The following is a 19,089-nucleotide window of genomic DNA, read 5'->3' on the forward strand; positions in this document are numbered from 1 at the left end:
GGGGACCTGGGTCCCACTGTGGCACAGTGGTGACCGTGACGACCATCGAGCTCTCCAGTGAGCACACCGACGCCGCGGCCCCCTCTCCCAAGGGCGGCAAGCGGATCCTCATGGCCTCCCCGCGCGGCTACTGCGCCGGCGTGGACCGCGCCGTCGACGCCGTGGAGCAGGCCCTGGCCCACTACGGGGCGCCGATCTACGTGCGCAAGGAGATCGTCCACAACAAGTACGTCGTGGAGACCCTCTCCAAGCGCGGCGCCATCTTCGTCTCCGAGACCGACGAGGTGCCGGTGGGCGCCCGCGTCGTCTTCTCCGCCCACGGCGTCTCCCCGGCGGTCCACGCCGAGGCCGCCGAGCGCCGGCTGGACACGATTGACGCGACCTGCCCGCTGGTGACCAAGGTGCACAAGCAGGCGGTGCGCTTCGCGGACAAGGACTACGACATCATCCTCGTGGGCCACACCGGCCACGAGGAGGTCGAGGGCACCCAGGGCGAGGCCCCCGACCACATCCAGGTCGTCAACGGCCCCCACGAGGTGGACCAGGTCGAGGTGCGCGACCCCTCCAAGGTCGTGTGGATCAGCCAGACCACCCTGAGCGTCGACGAGACCCTGGAGACGGTGCGCCTGCTGCGCGAGCGCTTCCCGGAGATGATCGATCCGCCCGGTGAGGACATCTGCTACGCCACCCAGAACCGTCAGGCCGCGGTCAAGAAGATCGCCCCGAGGGTGGACCTCATGATCGTGGTCGGCTCCGGCAACTCCTCGAACTCGGTGCGCCTCAAGGAGGTGGCCCTTGAGGCCGGTGCGGGCGCCGCCCACCGGGTGGACTTCGCCAGCGAGATCGACCCGTCCTGGTTCGACGGCGTGGAGACGGTCGGCCTGACCTCGGGCGCCTCGGTGCCGGAGATCCTGGTGCGCGAGGTGGTGGAGCGCCTGGCCGAGTTCGGCTTCGACGACGTCGAGGAAGTGCGCACCACCACGGAGAAGATCTCCTTCTCTCTGCCCAAGAACCTGCGCGCCGACCTCATGGCGGCCCAGGGGGCCGCCTCAGCTCACAAGCGCCGTGAGCCGGCCGCCGACCACACCTGCTGAGGCCGCGTCGCCCCTGGTGACGGGGCCGTCCGCAGGGCCGGCCGTGAGCGTCAGCACACGCCCGGCTGCGTGAGACAGGCCGAAGGTGAACGCCGGGTTGCGTAGGTGACCATTACCCTCGGTCGGGTGACACATTCTCATGACGAGTCGGCCCCCAGTGGCCCTGCCCCCGCCGCGTCGGGTGGGCGGCCCGCTGCCGACGGCGCCGGCAGCTCCGACAGTGCTGACCCTGTGACCTCCGCAGACCCCGTGGGCGCGGTGGTCTCCGGCGGCTCCGGCCAGGTCTCCAACGAGACCCTGGAGGAGGACGGCGGGCTGCACCGGAGCCTGACCAACAGGCACATGCAGATGATCGCTATCGGCGGCGCCATCGGCACGGGGCTGTTCGTGGCCTCGGGCGCCACGGTCTCTACGGCCGGCCCGGGCGGCGCCCTGGTCGCCTACGCGGCCATCGGCCTCATGGTGCTGCTGCTCATGCAGTCCCTGGGCGAGATGACGGCGCACATGCCGGTGGCCGGCTCCTTCCAGACCTACGCCACCAGGTTCGTCAGCCCCTCCTTCGGCTTCGCCATGGGCTGGAACTACTGGTTCAACTGGGCGATCACGGTGGCGGCCGAGCTGGTGGCCGCCGGAATCGTCATGGGCTACTGGCTGCCGGGGGTGCCCTCGTGGATCTGGGCGGCACTGTTCCTAGCACTGCTGACGACGCTCAACGCTCTGTCCGCCCGCGCCTTCGGGGAGGGGGAGTTCTGGCTGTCGGCCATCAAGGTGGTCACGGTCATCGTCTTCCTCGTGGCAGGCCTGGCGATGATCGCCGGCATCATCGGTGGGACGTCCCCGGGCTTCAGCAACTGGACCACCGGCGACGCCCCCTTCCACGGCGGGATGCTGGCCATCGTGTCGGTGTTCATGGTGGCCGGGTTCTCCTTCCAGGGCACCGAGCTGGTGGGCGTGGCGGCCGGTGAGGCCCGCAACCCGCGCCGGGACGTGCCCAAGGCGATCCACACGGTGTTCTGGCGGATCATGATCTTCTACATCGGGGCGATCACGGTGGTCGGCTTCCTGGTTCCGTACACCGACCCCAACCTGCTGCGTTCGGATACCTCCGACATCTCCTACTCGCCCTTCACCCTGGTCTTCGAGCGGGCGGGGATCGGGATCGCGGCCGCCATCATGAACGCGGTCATCCTCACCGCCGTGCTCAGCGCCGGGAACTCGGGCCTGTACGCCTCGACCCGCATGCTGCACTCGATGGCCCTGCAGGGCCAGGCACCGGCCTGGTTCGCCTATGTCAACCGCCATGGGGTCCCGGTGCGGGCCCTGGGGGCGACGGCGCTGGTGGGGGCCGCCGGCTTCCTGACCGCCGTGGTGGGACAGGACACCGCCTACACGTGGCTGCTCAACGTCTCCGCCCTGTGCGGCTTCATCGTGTGGTTGGGTATCGCCGTGTGCCACTTCCGCTTCCGGCGCGCCTACGTGCTCCAGGGCAACGACCCGGCCGACCTCCCCTACCAGGCGCCCTGGTTCCCGCTGGGGCCGGTCCTGGCCTTCACCCTGTGCGCCCTGGTGATCCTGGGCCAGAACTACGAGGCGGTCTTCAAGGGCCAGCTGGTGGAGGTGCTCTCCTCCTACATCGGACTGCCGGTCTTTGGGGCCATCTGGCTGGGGCACCGCCTGGTGACCGGGTCGCGCATGGTGCGCCTGGAGGAGGCCGACGTCTCGGGCGCCGTTGTTGACGAGCGCAGCTGAGCCTGGCTGAGCCCGGCCGAACCTCCGTGGCCGCTGGGCTCGCCCCTTGTACCCCATGACCGACGTCGGGGCACCGATCATCTGACCGGTGCCCCGACGTCGTCTCGTGCTGGAACCTGCACGAGGTTGGTGCTGCTGTGGGCTGAGCGCCTACAGCAGGGACTGGACCCGCACCGTGACCTGAGGCATGTTCTCCTCCCCGACGTCGGAGGAGCCGGAGCCCTCCTGGGCCTCGGAGGCGCCGTCGGACTCGTTCGCCTGGGACAGGGAGCCGATGATGGCCTCCTGGACGTCGCGCACGATGTCCTTGACGGGCCGTGAGCCATCGATACCGATCTCGATGACGGCCCGGCTCGAGCCCTCCTCGACGATCACTCCGAAGCGGGCCTGCTGAGGATCCTGCTGGCGCATGCGGCTATCGAGCGCCCTCAACGTGCTGCCGATCCCCGGCTCGATTGCTCGGACGCCGGGGACAGCAGTGACCAGGTGGGCCAGCTCGGCCGCTGAGAGACTAGTCGTCATCGTGGAGATCCTCGATGTGGACGTTGACGGTTGGGGACACCCTAAGGTTCTCATGGCAGGCGGCCCGAACGGCGTCGCGCACCTGCTGGCCGAGCTGCGGCAGGCTGTCCACGCTGAGGTGGGCGGAGATCCGGCAGGAGATGGTCTGTGGAACCCCCAGGCCGCGGTGACCCTCGCCTGAGGGCGCGTGCTCGCAGGCGGAGCACAGGGCGCGCGCCCCGGGCACGCCGTCCACGGTGCGTCGGATGAGCGCCCGCAGCGAGAACTCGGACATGCTGTAGGGGCCCAGGTCGGTGGCGGGCATCTCCACCTGGGCGCCGTGACGGGTCTCGGCGAGGATGGCATCCATCAGGTGGCGCTTGGGCATGACCGAGGCGCTCGCCTGAGACTCCAGCCGGTCCCACTCCTCGTGCAGGGAGGCGATCAGACGCTGGTACTCCCGCGTGTCGGCGTCGTCCTGCTCATGAGACCGGGCGAAGGACTTGGTGGCCGACGCCGTCGCGCGTCGGACGCTGTGTGAGAGCTGGTTGACGGTGCTCATGCCCACTCCTTCATCTGGCGCATGACGAGAGAACGGGCGCGTGCCAGCCTCCCTCGGACGGTGGACTCGGTCAGGTTCAGGGTCTGGGCGATCTCTTCGTAGGACATGTCGTCGACCTCTCGGAGCACCCAGACGATGCGCAGCTCGGGCTGCACGGAGGCCAACAGGTCGGCCAGCGCCTCGATCTGGGCGTTGACCTCGCTGGAATCGGCCGGGTCAGCGGTGCTGTTCGACGTCGTCTCCGCCATGGCGCTCGCGGTCTCCAGGCCCTCGGCGTCGTAGGCGTCGGTGGCCCGGCGCTGACGCTTGCGCGCCATGCTGGTGGCTTTGTTGGTGCAGATCCGCATGAGCCAGCCCCGGAAGGCGGCGGGCTCCCTGACGAGGTGAAGACTGCGCCAGGCCTGGATGAGGGTGTCCTGGACGATGTCCTCACTGTCGTGACGGTTGCGCACGATCATGTAGGCGGTGCGGAACAGGCGGCCCTGATAACGCTCGACGAGCTGCTCGAAGGCGTTGATGTCTCCGTCCTGGGCGCGCAGGACCAGGTAGCGGTCCTTGTCATGCGACGCGGTGGACGAGACGCTCGATTGTGCGGCGTGGTCTGGACGCGGGCGATGCGCCGCTGCGGCCTCGTCCCGCGTCTCACGCGCCATCGCCGTTCCCGATGGTCTTGGGCGAGTGCTGCCCCGTGACGGTCTGCGAGACGCTGCGCTTGCTCGTGGAGCGCTCCAGCCCCACCAGGACGTCGACCTGCCGGGGGCGCGTGCCCAGGGACGTGGTCACGTCATCCTCGAGCCGGCCCCTGAGCTCCGCCACGGCCCATGCGACCTCGCAGTCCTGGGACACGGTGGCGTCCGCCTGCACCCACAGACTGCTGGGGGAACCGGTGACCCACACGGCGCACTGCTCCACCCCGGGGACGTCCTCGGCCCGCTCGGACAGGGCCTGTGACAGGACCTCGGGGGCGACGGTGGCCATGAGGACGCCCTCGGAGTCGCTAAGCCTCAGGGGGGAGGCGGCCGCTTTGCGGGGGATCTGCATGGCGAGCAGGACCAACCCGGCGATGACGGCGAGCACGGAGACCAGCGCGGCCACCGGCAGGAGCCAGTGCGCCTGGGCTGCGATGAGGCCGCCGACTCGGTCCTGCGCCGTGGCCAGGTAGGGGGCGGCATCGGGCCAGGAGCGACCGGCACTGAGGCCGGAGGCCAGGACCCAGGATGACGCCGCCGCGATGAGAAGCCCGCAGCCGGCCAGGGCCGTCCGGTTGAGGACACCAGAAACTGAACGCATGGTCGTATCTCCTTCAGCTCGTGCGCTTGATCCGCACGCGGCTGCGCGTGATGCCCGCGGGCTGGAGTGTCTCCAGGGCCTCGTCGGTCGTCTTACGGGCGGCTTCCTGCACCGGGGCGAGGTCGTCCAGGACACTGAGGACGACGACGTCGACCCTGGAGCGACGGGTGGTGACGGTGGCGGAGTGGACCCCGCCGATCTGCTCGACCTGGGTCCTCACCAGGCTGGCCAGGTCACGGCGCCTCACCGCGGTCTGGCCGGGGACGGTGTCTGGGAGGAGCGCGACGCGCTCGGGCAGACCCGGCCACAGGGCCGCGAGGATCATGGCCAGGGCGCACACCGCGGCGATCCCGGCGGCGGCGAGCACCGCGACGGAGCCGAGGATGGCAGAGCCGATGGCGTCGAGCGTGGTGACGGTGCGGTCCGGCCAGGTGCCGGTGATGATCCGGTGCCCCGCCAGCCAGGCCCCCAGGCCTCCGGCCGTGAGCAGCAGCAGTGCCAGGATGACACTGGGGGTGCTGCGAGAGGGGCGACGAATGAGTTTCGGGACGGGTGTTCTCATTTCAGGCTCTTCCTGACGTGGCTGCTCGGATTGAGCCAGGAGATCTCGATGGTGATCTTGCCGACGCTCAGCCCGGTGAGGTGCTCGACGCGGCCGCGCACGTGGGCGCGCAGATCGTCAACGGTGGAGGACAGTGGCGTGGGAAAGACCAGGCCGAGGTCCAGGTGGAGGACGGCGACCTGCCCGTAGAGCTCGCACTGGGCCTCCGGCCGGGAGGCGAAGTTGCGGCGGGCGCCGATTCCCAGGAGCCCCCCGGCGTTGGAGCCGACGTTGCCGGTCTCATAGGCGGCCTGGGCGGCGATCTGGGCGACGACCTTGGCCGGAATGGTGGTGGTGCCGCGCTGCTCCCAGGAGGAGGCCTCGTCCTGGGCGGGCCCCGGCTGCGTGATGGCGGGCTGGGTAGCGGTCGCCATCGTCACTTCTTTCGCCGATCCAGGATGCTGTGGACATCGACCCGGCCCTCCAGGTAGAGGCCCACCCCCAGTCCGGCCGCGCCGCACAGGGCCACCAGGACGAAGTCGGCGAAAGAGCCGAAGGCGAGAATGGTGCCAAGGAACAGGCCCACCAGGAGGGCCAGGTACGTTGTCTTCATTGAGAGCTCCTCAGATCAGGGCGTCAGGACGGGTCACTTGAGGTCGGCGGCCTCGGAGCTGCCGGAGTCGTCGTCGGGCAGGTGGACGTCGGTGACGTTGATGTTGACCTCGACGACCTCCAGGCCGGTGGTGCCCTCGATCTGCTCGATGATATTGCGGCGGATGGCGTCAGAGACCTCGACGATGGAGACACCGTACTCAACGACCACGGTGACCTCGACGGCGGCCTGGGTCTCGCCCTTCTGGACGCTGATGCCGCCGGCGACGTTGGTCTGGGCGTTGGGGATGCGGTCGGTCACGGCGCTGAAGGCGCGACGCACGGCGTTGCCCATGTCGTAGACGCCGGGCACCTCACGAGCGGCCATACCGGCGATCTTGGCGACGACGTTCTCCTCAATGGTGGTCACGCCGTGCGAGGTCTGGAGGGGGCCGCGGGGGGTCTTGTCCTCCTCGGCCTGCTCGTTGCGCTCGCGCTGCTGACCGGTCTGGGGGATGGCGTTGTTGCTCATAGGAGCCTCTTTCGTTGATCCGTGAATGGATGGTGACGGGATGTGTGGCGCGCGGCCCAGCAACTGGTCCGTCACGGCGCCGTAGTGGCTGCCGTGGCCCGCTCGGGTGAGTGGCCGACGTGACTGACTGGTGTTGCTACCCGTCTTGATTGCCGCGCTGTAGGTAGGACGCCGCAAGCTGGGGAATCCTCACGACCTTGCGTCATGGCTTGCGTCACAAAAATTGAAGCGGGTTCCGTGGAGGCGGTGGCTGCCTCTGCGGAACCCGCTTCAGGGCGCTGAAGGGCTACTTGCGGCCGGTGACGCCCAGGTAGACGGAGATCGCCACGATGGCGGCGACGAGGGACAGGGCCCAACGGATCCAGTCGATGCCGTTGGTGTGGGCGACGCCGAAGAAGCTGGCGACCGCGCCTCCGACGAGTGCGCCCACGGCGCCCAGCACGATGGTCCAGAGGACCGAGATGTTCTGCTCGCCCCGCATGACGAGGCGGGCGAGGGCGCCGAGCACGGCACCGGCGATAATCATTCCGATGAATGACAGCATGATGACTTCCTCCGAGAAGGTCCGATGAGGGGAGGCATCCGCCCACCGGGTATGGAAACGTTCTGGCAGCGTGTCAGCCAGTCATGAGATGGCAGGCAACGCTGCCTGATAGACGCCATGGAAGCGTCAATCGTCACGGACTGAGAGTGTGGCATGCGTTACGACATGGAGATGGGGTGCCCGTCGGCGGTGAGCTCGGGTGCGGTGAAGGTGCGTATCTGGGCGGCGTCGGCACTGATGAGCGTGGGGGAGTCCACCTGCTCCCCGAGGGTCTCCAGGGAGCGGGCGGTTACCAGGAGGCGGTTCTCCATGGAGCCGACCGCCTTGTTGTAGGCGGTGACGCTGCGCCGCAGTGCCCCACCGAGGGTGTCGAGGTGACCGGCGACGGTCCCCAGGCGCTCGTAGAGGGTGCGGCCGAGCTCCAGCAGCTCGCGGGCGTCGTCGTTGACGGCAGTGCGGGCCCAGGCCGTGGCGCAGGTGCGCAGCAGGGTCAGCAGCGACACGGGCGAGGCCAGGGCGACGCCGCGCCCCAGCGCGTGCTCCAGGAGTGCGGGATCCGCCTCCAGGGCGGCCGAGAGCACCGCCTCCGCCGGGACGAAGAGGACCACGAGCTCGGGGGAGTCCCCCAGTGCCCGGTCGTAGCGGTGCGCGGCGAGCTGGTCGACGTGCCCGCGTAGCGCCCGGGCATGAGCTTCCAGAAGCTGCCCGCGCCGCTCCTCGTCCTCGGGGCCGGAGCCCTGGACGGTGGTGGCCGCCAGGTAGGAGTCCATGGGCGCCTTCGCGTCCACGGCCAGGTATCCCTCCCCGGGCAGATGGACGACGACGTCCGGACGGGAGCGGCCGGCAGCACCCTCACCGGCGGCCGAGCCCACCGAACCCGCCGAGCCCACTGAGCCCACTGCGCCCGGTGCGCCGGCCGGGCCACCGCGCCGCTGGACCAGAGCCCCGATGGTGCGCTGCTCGGAGAAGTCCACGTGCCGCATCATCCCGGAGGCCTCCAGGACCCGGGCCAGCTCGACCTCACCCCACATGCCGCGTGCCGAGCGTGAGCGCAGCGCCCCCTCCAGAGAGGCCGTGGAGCGGGCCAGGTCCTGCTCGCGCAGGGCGGTGGCCCTCAGCTGCTCGGCCAGGGCCGCGTGCTGCTCGGCCCGCTGCTTCTCCAAGGACTCCACCCGGGCCCCCACCTGCTCCAGCTGGCTGCGTACAGGTGCGAGCGCCCGCAGCACGGAGCCGTCCCGCTCGGCGCGTTCCTCGGCCACCTGGGTGCGCGAGGACAGCTCCTCGGCCCGGGCCTGCCACTGGGCGGCCTGCGCTCGCAGCTCGGCCACCTGCTCGCCCTCGGACTGGTGCGCGGTGGTGCGCCGGGCGAGCGCACCGAGGTAGCCGATGACCGCGCCGATCACCAGGCCGACGAGGAGCAGCAGGATGGGAAGAAGGACCGCTGAGGAGCTCATGAACTGATGGTGCCCCAGAGGTGCGACATCTATTCGGCGCCCTTAAGCCCCCCGGAGCCCCGCCTGCGCAGATCGCCCCGCCTGGCTGGTTCGACCGGCCCGTCCGTCCGTCGAACGGACCGGCACGACCCCGCCTCGCCGATCCGGCCCACCCGCCTGCTCGCCGATCCGGCCCACCCGCCTGCTCGCCGATCCGGCCCACCGGCCCGCTCCTGCGGCGTCGTCGGGCATATTTCTCCCGGGCATGTACCAACCGACCGTTCGGACCTGGGGCAACAGTCCTGGGTCCTGCCCGATCCTGCCTACGGCGGAGGGGAGGAGACCAAGAGCACGGTCCTTCTGCGACTCCTGGATGATGGGTATTTGGGCAGGTGGTGCCATGCTTATCGGACGTGAGCCTCTTGCGCAGCATCCCGCTGACCAGCCTCCGAACGATCGCAGTCGTGCTGGTCCTTGCCGTTCTGACCACCATCGTCGCCGCGGTCCTTCTGCCGCGAACTGTTCCGGCCACCACGCGTGCCAGCGGCGCGGACAGTCCCACCCGACTCGCCCGCCCCACGCTGCGCGCGGTACTGCGGGCCGTGGGCCGCTACACGGCGCGCACCGTCATGGTGGGCGTGCCGGTGGTGCTCGTCATCGTGCTTGGGGGCCTGCTCATCAACCGGCCCATGCACTACGTGCGCAACGTCGGCGACGTCGTCAAAGCCCTGACCCCTCGCACCCAGGCCACCTCTCGCATCGCGCCCCTGCCGCAGGCATCCGCCTACGGTGCCGTCCCGGCCTCGGCCTGGAAGGCTTCCTTCCACGACGTCGGCGACGGTTCGAAGGAGGCCACCTGGACCGGCCCGGTCAGCGGCATCAAGCTGCCGGTGCGCGTCGTCCTGCCGGCGGGCTACCGGCCCGACGACGGCCGCACCTACAACGTCCTCGAGGGGCTCCACGGCTGGGTCGGTGACCCGCAGTCCCTGGTGACGGGCATCGCCTCACCTCAGCGGCTCCAGGAGGCGATCGACGCCGGCCGCATCCCGCCGTCGATCCTGGTGTTCCCCTCGCTCAACGTGGACGGCGGCCAGCCCGACTGCGTCAACATCGCCGGCCGCCCGGCCGTGGGGACCTGGACCGCGGAGGAGATTCCCCGCATGATCCAGGCGACCTTCCCCAACGTCACCACGCAGCGGGCCGGCTGGATGATTATGGGGATTTCTGCGGGCGCCTACTGCGCGGCCCGGACCGCCTACGACGTCCCGCAGCGCTTCGGCGCGGTGGGGGTCATGTCGTCCTACGACCTGCCCGGTGAGGGCTCGCTGGCGCACAGCGGCAAGACGCTCCAGGCGCAGAACGGGCTGTCCACCATGCTGGGGAAGCGCAAGCCCGACGGCATGCGCTTCTACGTCCTGGGGGCGCAGGACGACTCCTCCGGTGCGGCCCGGGCCGCCTGGCTCATGGATGACGCGGTGCGCAAGCCGGACTCGTTGACGGTCGACACCCCGGCCTCGGGTGGGCACTCCTGGACCCTGTGGAACAACTACTTCCCGTCGCTGCTGACGTGGTGGGGCTCGGACCCGGCCGTGTTCAAGGCGGCCGGCGTGACGGCGCCCCAGGGCGATACCTGGGCCAAGGCCACCGCCGCCGGTGTGAAGCCCCTGTCGGAGACGCCCAAGGACCAGCGCGTGGTGGGGTCGGTCTCGCCGGTGCGCGCCATGCCGTTCGAGATCAACGGTCTGGGCACGATCATCGTGGCCGTGGTCGCCTCGCTGGGGGCGCTGGGGGTGGTCATGTTCTGGTCACCCCGCTGGGGCCGACGGCGCGATGGCGGTAGGCGGTCGGTGGCGCGGCTGGGCGGCGCGATCCTGGGGCGGGTCGTGGTGATCCTGGTGGCGGCGGGCCTGGTTGCGGTCACGGCCGGGATCGGGGCCAACGCCAGCGGGGGCTTCTACACCTCGTGGCGTGATCTGCGGGCCTCGGTCCGGGTGAACGAGAGGGCCGGTAAGTAAGCGGGGTGCCGACGGCGTGACCCGGCCCGGAGACGCCGTCGGGGCGCACAGTGTCACAGGGGCCGTCTAAACTCTCCTGCGTGGCACTTACCATCGGAATCGTCGGACTGCCCAACGTCGGCAAGTCCACCCTGTTCAATGCTCTGACCCGCGCGACCGTCCTGGCCGCCAACTACCCGTTCGCGACCATTGAGCCGAACGTGGGGGTTGTGCCCCTGCCGGACGCGCGCCTGGACAAGCTCGCCGAGCTGTTCCACTCCGCGAGGGTGGTGCCGGCGACGGTCTCCTTCGTGGACATCGCCGGGATCGTGCGCGGCGCCAGCGAGGGCGAGGGGCTGGGCAACCAGTTCCTGGCCAACATCCGCGAGGCGGACGCCATCTGCATGGTGACGCGCGCCTTCGAGGACCCGGACGTGGTCCACGTGGATGGGAAGGTGGAGCCGGCCGGGGACATCGAGACGATCAGCACCGAGCTGGTGCTGGCGGATATGCAGACCCTGGAGAAGGCGATCCCGCGCCTGGAGAAGGAGGTGCGGGGTAGGAAGACTGAGCCGGTGGTGCTGGAGACGGCGCAGGCGGCCCTCAAGGTCCTGGAGGAGGGGACGCTGCTGTCCGCCGGGGCCGAGGCGGCAGGGATTGACGCGGAGGTGCTCAAGACCTTCCAGCTCATGACCACCAAGCCCTTCATCTATGTGTTCAACATGGACGACGCCGGGATGAACGACGAGGCCCGCCAGGCCGAGCTGCGCGAGCTAGTGGCGCCGGCGGAGGCGATCTTCCTGGACGCCCAGTTCGAGGCCGAGCTCGTGGAGCTGGAGCCCGAGGAGGCGGCGGAGATGCTGCACGACAACGGGCAGGAGGAGTCCGGCCTGGACAAGCTGGCCCGGGTTGGGTTTGACACGCTGGGGCTGCAGACGTATCTGACGGCGGGGGAGAAGGAGTCCCGCGCGTGGACGATCCGCAAGGGCGCGACGGCGCCCCAGGCGGCGGGCGTCATCCACACGGACTTCGAGCGAGGCTTTATCAAGGCCGAGATCGTGAGCTACGATGACCTGGTCCAGTACGGCAGCGTTGCCGAAGCCCGCGCTCACGGCCGAGTGCGCATGGAAGGAAAGGACTACGTCATGGCAGACGGAGACGTGGTCGAGTTTAGGACAGGACTTACGTTTGGTGGCAAGAATTGAAGCGTCTCAGGAAAGGGGTCGTGCGGTTCTTTACTTGGGCGCGGGTGGCCAACCTGCTGGAGTTCTGGCCGCCGATGGTGGCGTGCGTCTTAGGGCTAGGAGCTGTGCTGGCTGACCTCTTTTGGGCTCGGTTCCAGGTATTCGCGTTGGGTCATGCCATGATTACGGCGCTGTTCTCCATGGTGATCTTCGCCGTGCTCACCGCGTGGTTTACTGATTGGCTTGCGGTAAGGCGTGAGCGCTCAAAGCGGACCGCTGTTACTGGTAATGCGGTGCGGGTGACTGCTGAAATGGGGTGGGAAGCTGTTAGTCACGCGGGGATGTCGTGGCAGAATCTCAAAAACCCGCAAGTTCGAGAGGAGCTCATGCGGTGCCTGCGAGCATATAATTCACAGGTGGCAATCCTTGCGTTGACTCCAAATGCCGATACAAATTTCTTAGCGCTTCTAGCCTGTCATGACCGCCTGGGAGCAGCGCTGGACTCATTCTTCCTTGCGCGTTCCGGATCCAGACAGGAAGAGTCTGAAAAGTTCGAAGAGATTCGCCAGCTCCAAGCGGCCGTAGATGCTGCTTCATGGCCGTATATTGAAGCCTATATGCCGTCCTACTGGGATGATCCGGGTAAGTTTACACCCCCCTTTTATGAGCCGCCGCCCTGGTATCGCATGATGCCGAAGCGCCCAGTGCGGATTCCCCCCTTTGGGAAATATCTGGAACCTTCATCAGAGCGTAGCGCGCCTATGGTTAATCTTGGGGGTCATGAAGTATCAAAATTTATCGACGAAGTCTTCGTGACAATGAAACCCGAGCCGGAAGTATCTCCCATTGAGGAGGCGGAATGAAATTTTCTGATCTCGCACAAGTCCGCGCGACACTATGGTCCGCGGCAGATGAGCTTCGCGCTAACTCCAAGCTCACACCTATGCAGTACCGAGATCCAGTGCTGGGCCTCGTGTTCTTGGCGTACGCGGAGAACAGGTTCGATACGGTGCGTGCTGCAGTCGAGGCTGGCGCCACGAGGCGCAACCCGGCCACCGTCGCGGATTACAAGGCGAAGTCCGTGCTCTATGTGCCCTATGAGTCTCGCCTGTCCTACATAGTGAACCTGCCAGAGGGGGAGGACATTGGCAAGGCGACTGACGACGCGATCAAGGGTATCGAAGAGACAAACCCAGAGCTGGAGGACGTCCTGCCACGCGGGTATCAGAAGCTTGAACGCTCGACCCTTATCGAACTCCTTCGCCTGTTTGCCCCACTACCCACCCAGCTTGAAGGCGACGCGTTCGGGTTCATCTACGAGGATTTTCTCTCCAACTTCGCTGCCCAGGAAGGAAAGGGTGGTGGCGAGTACTTCACCCCGTACTCGATCGTGCGTCTGATCGTCGAGATCCTGCAGCCCTTCCAGGGGCGCGTGTTCGACCCGGCCTGTGGGTCGGGCGGAATGTTCGTCCAGTGTGCGAAGTTCGTCGAGCGCCACCACGAGACAGCCAATTACAAGTTGTCGATCTTCGGCACCGAGAAGACCGAGGACACCGTGCCTTTGGCGAAGATGAATCTCGCCCTGCACGGCCTGTCTGGTGACATTCGCCAGGCCAACAGCTACTACGAGGACCCACACAAGGCCGTCGGCTCATTCGATTTCGTCATGGCCAACCCGCCGTTCAACGTCGACAAGATCAAGAAGGACCAGCTCGCAGGCGACAAGCGCTTCCCTTTCGGTGTGCCCAAGGCTGACAATGGCAACTTCATCTGGATCCAGCAGTTCTACGCCGCTCTCTCGACCAAGGGGCGCGCCGGATTTGTCATGGCCAACTCCGCGGGCGACGCCGGATACTCTGAGAAGGAGATCCGTCAGCAGCTCATTGAGTCCGGCACCGTCGATGTGATGGTGGCTGTCGGGCCGAATTTTTTCTACACGGTCACCCTGCCGGTGACGCTGTGGTTCCTTGACAAAGGAAAGCTGGGCACTGAACGGGAGGACACAGTGCTCTTCATCGACGCCCGGCACATCTTCCACCAGATCGACCGCGCCCACCGCGACTTCACCGCGGAACATATCGAGTTCATTTCCAACATCGTGAGGCTCTATCGCGGCGAAGAAGTCCAGACTGTTGACGGCGGTAACAAACTCCTTGAGCAGAACTTCCCTGGCGGCCAGTACGTCGACGTCGGCGGCCTGTGCAAAATCGCCACCCGCGCCGAGATTGAGGAACAGGGCTGGAGCCTCAACCCTGGCCGCTACACCGGCACCGCCGCCGTCGACGAAGAAGACGTCGACTTCTTGGGCGACCTACGACGCCTACATGAGGAGTTCACTCAACTCAGCGATGAGGCCGACGCCCTCCGTATCCAGGTCGACGCGGCGATCAACGGGGTTCTTGGATCATGACCGTCAGGTTTGGTGGCATCGTTTCCCACCACATTGGGGGCGGGTGGGGTACCGAGACTCCGAATCCAACCTCGGATACACCCGCTTACGTCATTCGCGGCACCGACATACCCAGGGTGGCTGTTGGCGATTTGAGATCGGTGCCGCTTCGTTTTCACAAGTCGTCCAACCTTGCTTCCCGCAGCCTCCAGGCAGGGGACATCGTTTTCGAGGTGTCCGGGGGTAGTAAGGGGCAGCCGGTGGGGCGCGCCTTGTACGTGACGGATGAGTTGCTTGCTCGCTTCGATCATCCAGTCATGTGCGCGAGCTTTTGCAAGCTTGTTCGGATAGATCCTGAGTTGGCTGTACCTGCGTACGTTTTCCGAGACCTCCAGCTGGGATATCGTGACGGCAGGCTTGAAAGCTTCCAGGTTCAGTCGACGGGCATAACGAACTTCAAGTGGAAGCCTTTCTTGGAACACTTCGACGTTTCGCTCCCGCCGGTCGGCATCCAGCGCCGCGTAGCCGAAGTTCTGACCTCGATGGATGACCTGATCGAGAAGAACTGGAGGCGGATCGAGGTGCTGGAGGAGATGGCGCGGGCCATCTACCGCGAGTGGTTCGTGAAGCTCCGCTTCCCGGGCCACCAGGACGTCCCCATCGTCGACTCACCGCTCGGCCCAGTTCCAGAGGGTTGGCAGGTTTGCCAGCTGGGTGACATATCCTCCGTTCTGGCACGCGGGATCGCACCGAAGTACTCGGAGGACGGCGAGTGGCGAGTCATCAACCAAAGGTGTATTCGAGATGGGCGGGTGACGCTCGATCTCGCGCGGCGGCATGGTCGGGGCGTTGCGGGAGCGAAGCAAGTTCGTCCGGGTGACGTTCTTATCAACTCTACCGGTGTGGGTACCCTTGGCCGTGTCGGCGTCTACCGGGGGCCTCGGGAAGGTGTCACCGTCGATTCTCACGTAACGATCTGTCGCGCCACTGACGAAGCATATGTCTGTTGGTATGGTATGTCGTTGATGTCAGAGCAGCCCACGCTTGAACGGTTGGGGACTGGAGCAACAGGACAGACCGAACTTCGGCGTTCCGACGTCGAGCAATTGAGTCTCGCCCAGCCGAGTCGCCCGGTCGCCCAGGCGTTTGCAGAGTTGATCGACCCGATGCATAAGACGGGCAACATACTTGCGGGGCAGATCTCAGCGTTGTCGGCGGCCCGCGACCTCCTGCTCCCCAAACTCGTGACGGGTCAGATCGATGTGTCCGGGCTAGACCTGGACGCGGTGGTTGCAAAGGAGGTAGTCGGATGACACCTACCGGTCCGGAGTACTGGTACGTGGAGAAACCCAGTGTAGACCTGTTGGTGCAGCTGGGGTGGTCCACTGTCGATGCGTACGCTGAGGAGTTGGGTCGGGCGGGAACACTCGGACGTGACTCACACCGAGACGTTGTGCTCACCTACCGGCTGCGGTCGGCAATGCGTGACCTCAACCCAGCGTACGTGCCGCTCTCTGCGATCGAGGAAGCGATCGAGACACTCACCAAGGACCGCTCGGCAATGGACCCGGTGCGTGCCAACCAGGAGGTCCGAGACCTTGTCTGCGACGGTTACCATGCCGAGTGGGTGGACAAACTCGGGGAGAAACAGATCGAAACGCTTCGCTTCATCGACCTCGCCCGGCCCACGGTGAATGACCTGCTGGCTGCAGAACAGGTGTGGGTCAAGGGCAACCTGCACAGCCGCAGGCTCGATCTCGTGCTCTTCGTCAACGGTATTCCGCTCGTGCTCATGGAGTTCAAGAAGCCGAACGAGGCGGTGAAAGCCGCGTACGAGGAGAACATCACCGACTACCGTGACACAATTCCGCAGCTGTTCGTGCCGAACCTGTTCGTGCTGCTGTCCAACGGTGCGGAGGCTAAGGTTGGATCAACGTACTCGCCGTACAACTTCTTCAACGACTGGTTGGTGCTCGACGCCAAGGGCACCCGCGCGAAGTCCAACCAGAGCGAGGTAGCGCTGGCCACAGCGTTGCGTGGTACGTGTGACCCGCGGGTGCTGCTCGACCTACTGGAGAACTTTGTTGCCTACTTAGAACGGCCGGGCGGGCTCATCAAGGTGGTCGCGCGATCGCATCAGTACCTCGGCGTCAACGCCGCGATCGACAACCTGCAACGGGCGCGCGCCGACCACGAGAAGCGTCTGGGGGTCTTCTGGCATACCCAAGGATCGGGCAAATCGTTGTCGATGCTGTGGTTCACGCAGAAGGTGCTGCGTCAGCTGCCAGGCAAGTGGACCTTCGTTATGGTCACCGACCGTACCGAGCTCGACACGCAGCTGCACGGCGAATTCGCTGACGCTGGTGCGATCTCGCCTGAGGCGCGCGTACACGCCGAGTCCGTGGCGCACCTGCGCGAGCTGCTCGCCGCCGACCACCGGTACGTTTTCACGCTGATCCACAAGTTCCAGGTGTCGAAGGCCAAGGGTGAGCAACAGATTCCGGTGCTGTCGGATCGCTCGGACATCATCGTTATCACCGACGAGGCGCACCGCAGCCAGTACGACACTCTCGCGCTCAACATGCGCACCGCCCTGCCGAACGCATCCATGATGGGATTCACCGGTACCCCGCTCATCGCGGGGGAGGAGCAGGCCACTCGGGAGCAGTTCGGCGACTACGTCAGCATCTATAACTTCCGCGACGCTATCGCCGACGGCGCGACCGTGCCGCTGTACTACGAGAATCGCATTCCCGAGCTGCAGCTGGTCAACGAGAACTTCTCCGAGGAGCTCAACGAGCTGCTCGAAGAGGCCGAGATCGACGACGAGGCCGAGGGACAGCTGGCGCGCCAGTTCGCCACCCAATACGCGCTGTTGACCCGCCCCGAGCGACTCAAGGCCATCGCGAAGGACCTGGTGCAGCACTTCGTCGGCCGCGGATTCGCCGGGAAGGCGATGTACGTCGGACTGGAAAAGGCGGCGGCCGTGCGGATGTACGACCTCGTCCAGACGGCGTGGGTGGAGCATCTAACCGAGCTTAAGGCGCAGCATGACGCGCTGCCTGAACTGGAGCGGGCGTGGTTGGCGTCCCGGATCGACCTCATGGAGTCGACGGATATGGCTGTGGTGGTCTCACCCAGTCAGAACGAATTGAAGACGCTCGACGACCGCGGCCTCGACATCCGGCCGCACCGCGAACGGATGAACCGTGAGGACCTCGCGGAGAGGTTCAAAGACTCGAAGGACCCGCTTCGCATTGTGTTCGTCTGCGCGATGTGGATTACCGGGTTCGACGCGCCCAGTGTCTCAACGGTCTACCTCGACCGACCCATGCGCAACCACACGCTCATGCAGACGCTTGCCCGTGCGAATCGCGTCTTTCCCGATAAGGAGAACGGTCTGATCGTCGACTACGTCGGCGTCTTCCGGAACCTAGAGAAGGCCCTCGCTGTGTATGGAGCGGGGGATGGCGGCGACGCGCCGATCGAGATCATCGATGCCCTGGCCGGAGAACTCGACGCAGCCGTCAGCAAACTGTCCGGTTTCTGCTCGAGTGTCGGGGTTGACCTCGCGGCCATGCGGGACGCCAGGGGTTTCGAGCACATCGTTCAGCGCGACCTCGCCGTTGAAGCACTGCTGGTGGACGAGGAGACGCGCACCGAGTTTCAGCAGCAGGCGCGGCAGGTACGAAAGCTATTCAAGGCACTGCTTCCGAATCCGGCGGCGGTGAAGCAGCAAAGTACCGTCGCTGCCGTGCGAGTTCTCTCTGAACGGATCGCCGAGGTAACCCGTCCGCCGTCGCCGAACCTCGGAGGCCTCAGCGACGAGGTGGACGCCCTGCTCGATCGCTCCCTAGGGGCCGAGGAGTACCTTATTTGCGCCGTGGCAGAAGGCGACACTCCTGACCTGCTCATCGATCTCGGCCAGATTGATTTCGATGGATTGGCGGCCAAGTTCGGCAAGCGAAAGCGTGCTGAGACCAACCGCCTCGCCCAGCTACTGCGGCAACAGGTGATCTCATCCGTCATGCGTAATCCGACCCGGTACGAGTTGGTAGAGCGAATCGAGAAACTCATCGCGGCTTATAATGCAGGCAGTGTGAACATCGACGAGTACCTCAAACGTCTCATCAACCTATCGCAGACTCTGTCGGCCGAGGAGGAGCGCAGCGTCCGCGAAGGCCTCAACGAGGAAGAGCTCGCGATCTTCGACCTGCTGACCCAGCCCGAGCCGGAGCTCACCGACGAGGAGCGCGAGCGGGTGAAGGTTAGCGCTAGGAAGTTGCTGGAGCACCTGCACGAGAAACTTATCCAGGACTGGCGCCGTAAGATCGACGTACTTAACGACGTTGATAGTACTATCCGCCGAGTACTCGACCAGAATCTTCCCGATGATCCGTATACTACCGAAATCTTCAACGAGAAGGTTGAGCTGGTGTTGGAGCACGTGCTTACGGCATACGGTGACAACGGAGAGAGTGCTTACACTGCCTGAACTGATGTTGTCTGGCCGAAGACTCCTATCGTCGTGGACGGGTCGCTAGATCTAGCCGGCATGATCTATCGCGATGTACGGGCTATACGCGAAAATTCGGTGCTGGCATCGAGGGCTTCGGTGAGGCTGTCCAGTAGAACAACGTGACGCCTATTTGTGGGTGGCGCGACGTGTGTTGTTTCGGGCAGTG

18 protein-coding genes are annotated in these 19,089 nt (G+C 66.1%); 8 read left to right on the plus strand and 10 right to left on the minus strand.

Translation table 11 applies throughout. The features are described 5' to 3' along the window. Window positions 1–44: 44 nt before the first annotated feature. Together HMPREF9058_RS00865 and HMPREF9058_RS00870 are read left to right on the plus strand one after the other, a co-directional pair. The gene (locus HMPREF9058_RS00865; RefSeq protein WP_043537701.1) at window positions 45–1,094 is read left to right on the plus strand and encodes a 4-hydroxy-3-methylbut-2-enyl diphosphate reductase; all 1,050 of its coding nucleotides are present in this window, start codon (window positions 45–47) and stop codon (window positions 1,092–1,094) included. Between the two features lie 297 nt (window positions 1,095–1,391). Further along, window positions 1,392–2,843, plus strand: a complete 1,452-nt coding sequence (locus tag HMPREF9058_RS00870) for an amino acid permease (RefSeq protein WP_139018956.1) — start codon at window positions 1,392–1,394, stop codon at window positions 2,841–2,843. Window positions 2,844–2,993: 150 nt separating this feature from the next. Here HMPREF9058_RS00870 and HMPREF9058_RS00875 read toward each other — a convergent pair whose 3' ends face one another. From HMPREF9058_RS00875 to HMPREF9058_RS00920, 10 genes are all read right to left on the minus strand, one after another. Next, window positions 2,994–3,365, minus strand: a complete 372-nt coding sequence (locus tag HMPREF9058_RS00875) for a hypothetical protein (protein WP_009406382.1) — start codon at window positions 3,363–3,365, stop codon at window positions 2,994–2,996. Continuing rightward, window positions 3,355–3,906 carry a hypothetical protein gene (locus HMPREF9058_RS00880; RefSeq protein WP_009405750.1) on the minus strand — a complete coding sequence of 184 codons (552 nt, stop codon included), beginning with the start codon at window positions 3,904–3,906 and terminating at the stop codon, window positions 3,355–3,357. The genes HMPREF9058_RS00875 and HMPREF9058_RS00880 overlap by 11 nt, the downstream gene beginning before the upstream one ends. Then, entirely contained in the window at window positions 3,903–4,559 is a 657-nt protein-coding gene (locus tag HMPREF9058_RS00885) for an RNA polymerase sigma factor (RefSeq protein WP_009747321.1), read from the minus strand. The genes HMPREF9058_RS00880 and HMPREF9058_RS00885 overlap by 4 nt, the downstream gene beginning before the upstream one ends. After that, window positions 4,549–5,196: a hypothetical protein gene (locus HMPREF9058_RS00890; protein ID WP_009405937.1), complete on the minus strand. Its 648-nt coding sequence runs from the start codon at window positions 5,194–5,196 to the stop codon at window positions 4,549–4,551. Before HMPREF9058_RS00890 ends, HMPREF9058_RS00885 begins: the two co-directional genes overlap by 11 nt. Window positions 5,197–5,209: 13 nt before the next feature. Further along, the gene (locus HMPREF9058_RS00895) at window positions 5,210–5,758 is read right to left on the minus strand and encodes a DUF6286 domain-containing protein (RefSeq protein ID WP_009747584.1); all 549 of its coding nucleotides are present in this window, start codon (window positions 5,756–5,758) and stop codon (window positions 5,210–5,212) included. Beyond that, the gene (locus tag HMPREF9058_RS00900; protein WP_009406016.1) at window positions 5,755–6,171 is read right to left on the minus strand and encodes an Asp23/Gls24 family envelope stress response protein; all 417 of its coding nucleotides are present in this window, start codon (window positions 6,169–6,171) and stop codon (window positions 5,755–5,757) included. The genes HMPREF9058_RS00895 and HMPREF9058_RS00900 overlap by 4 nt, the downstream gene beginning before the upstream one ends. A 2-nt stretch (window positions 6,172–6,173) precedes the next feature. Next, on the minus strand, window positions 6,174–6,350 hold the full coding sequence (locus HMPREF9058_RS13565) for a hypothetical protein (protein WP_003789010.1): 177 nt from the start codon (window positions 6,348–6,350) through the stop codon (window positions 6,174–6,176). Between the two features lie 33 nt (window positions 6,351–6,383). Next, entirely contained in the window at window positions 6,384–6,860 is a 477-nt protein-coding gene (locus HMPREF9058_RS00910) for an Asp23/Gls24 family envelope stress response protein (protein ID WP_009406062.1), read from the minus strand. A gap of 286 nt (window positions 6,861–7,146) precedes the next feature. Next, the gene (locus tag HMPREF9058_RS00915; protein WP_009747610.1) at window positions 7,147–7,404 is read right to left on the minus strand and encodes a GlsB/YeaQ/YmgE family stress response membrane protein; all 258 of its coding nucleotides are present in this window, start codon (window positions 7,402–7,404) and stop codon (window positions 7,147–7,149) included. Window positions 7,405–7,562: 158 nt separating this feature from the next. Next, window positions 7,563–8,858, minus strand: coding sequence for a DNA recombination protein RmuC (locus HMPREF9058_RS00920; protein ID WP_009406115.1), 1,296 nt, complete (start codon window positions 8,856–8,858; stop codon window positions 7,563–7,565). Window positions 8,859–9,301: 443 nt separating this feature from the next. Here HMPREF9058_RS00920 and HMPREF9058_RS00925 point away from each other — a divergent pair, with 443 nt between their 5' ends. From HMPREF9058_RS00925 to HMPREF9058_RS00945, 6 genes are all read left to right on the plus strand, one after another. Next, complete coding sequence (locus HMPREF9058_RS00925) at window positions 9,302–10,852, plus strand: esterase family protein (protein WP_009406347.1); 1,551 nt, start codon at window positions 9,302–9,304, stop codon at window positions 10,850–10,852. Between the two features lie 80 nt (window positions 10,853–10,932). Then, window positions 10,933–12,036, plus strand: coding sequence for a redox-regulated ATPase YchF (ychF, locus tag HMPREF9058_RS00930; RefSeq protein ID WP_009405440.1), 1,104 nt, complete (start codon window positions 10,933–10,935; stop codon window positions 12,034–12,036). Window positions 12,037–12,056: 20 nt separating this feature from the next. After that, on the plus strand, window positions 12,057–12,878 hold the full coding sequence (locus tag HMPREF9058_RS12875; RefSeq protein ID WP_009747294.1) for a hypothetical protein: 822 nt from the start codon (window positions 12,057–12,059) through the stop codon (window positions 12,876–12,878). Then, window positions 12,875–14,425 (plus strand): class I SAM-dependent DNA methyltransferase, encoded by a 1,551-nt coding sequence (locus HMPREF9058_RS00935; RefSeq protein WP_009405768.1) that lies wholly within the window; start codon window positions 12,875–12,877, stop codon window positions 14,423–14,425. Before HMPREF9058_RS12875 ends, HMPREF9058_RS00935 begins: the two co-directional genes overlap by 4 nt. Beyond that, complete coding sequence (locus HMPREF9058_RS00940) at window positions 14,422–15,717, plus strand: restriction endonuclease subunit S (protein WP_139018911.1); 1,296 nt, start codon at window positions 14,422–14,424, stop codon at window positions 15,715–15,717. Before HMPREF9058_RS00935 ends, HMPREF9058_RS00940 begins: the two co-directional genes overlap by 4 nt. After that, on the plus strand, window positions 15,714–18,899 hold the full coding sequence (locus HMPREF9058_RS00945) for a type I restriction endonuclease subunit R (RefSeq protein ID WP_009747647.1): 3,186 nt from the start codon (window positions 15,714–15,716) through the stop codon (window positions 18,897–18,899). Before HMPREF9058_RS00940 ends, HMPREF9058_RS00945 begins: the two co-directional genes overlap by 4 nt. Window positions 18,900–19,089: the final 190 nt, after the last annotated feature.

Source organism: Actinomyces sp. oral taxon 175 str. F0384, from assembly GCF_000223355.1.
Classification (GTDB): Bacteria; Actinomycetota; Actinomycetes; order Actinomycetales; family Actinomycetaceae; genus Actinomyces; species Actinomyces oris.